Origin of the sequence: Sphingobium soli (assembly GCF_020782245.1) — a bacterium.
GTDB classification, from domain to species: domain Bacteria; phylum Pseudomonadota; class Alphaproteobacteria; order Sphingomonadales; family Sphingomonadaceae; genus Sphingobium; species Sphingobium soli.
This window is the reverse complement of the sequence record NZ_JAJGNP010000056.1, coordinates 1-293: the sequence shown is the minus strand read 5'-3', so window position 1 is coordinate 293 and position 293 is coordinate 1. Positions and strand designations below refer to the sequence as shown.

The window sequence follows — 293 nt, the reverse complement described above, 5'->3', positions numbered from 1 at the left end:
GATGCTGACGCCGATGCGGATGCCGACGCAGACGCTGATGCCGACGCTGACGCCGATGCTGATGCCGACGCAGACGCTGACGCCGATGCAGATGCCGATGCAGATGCGGACGCTGATGCAGATGCCGACGCAGATGCAGATGCGGATGCCGACGCTGATGCAGATGCAGACGCTGATGCGGACGCCGATGCAGATGCCGATGCAGATGCCGACGCGGATGCCGACGCTGACGCCGATGCTGATGCCGACGCAGACGCTGATGCCGATGCTGATGCAGACGCCGACGCCGATGC

Annotated in this window: 1 protein-coding gene; it reads left to right on the top strand. The window is 64.8% G+C overall.

Features of this window, described 5'->3' with window-relative positions:
• A partial coding sequence (locus LL253_RS19715) for a hypothetical protein (RefSeq protein ID WP_228228208.1) occupies nucleotides 1–293 on the top strand: 293 nt, incomplete at both ends.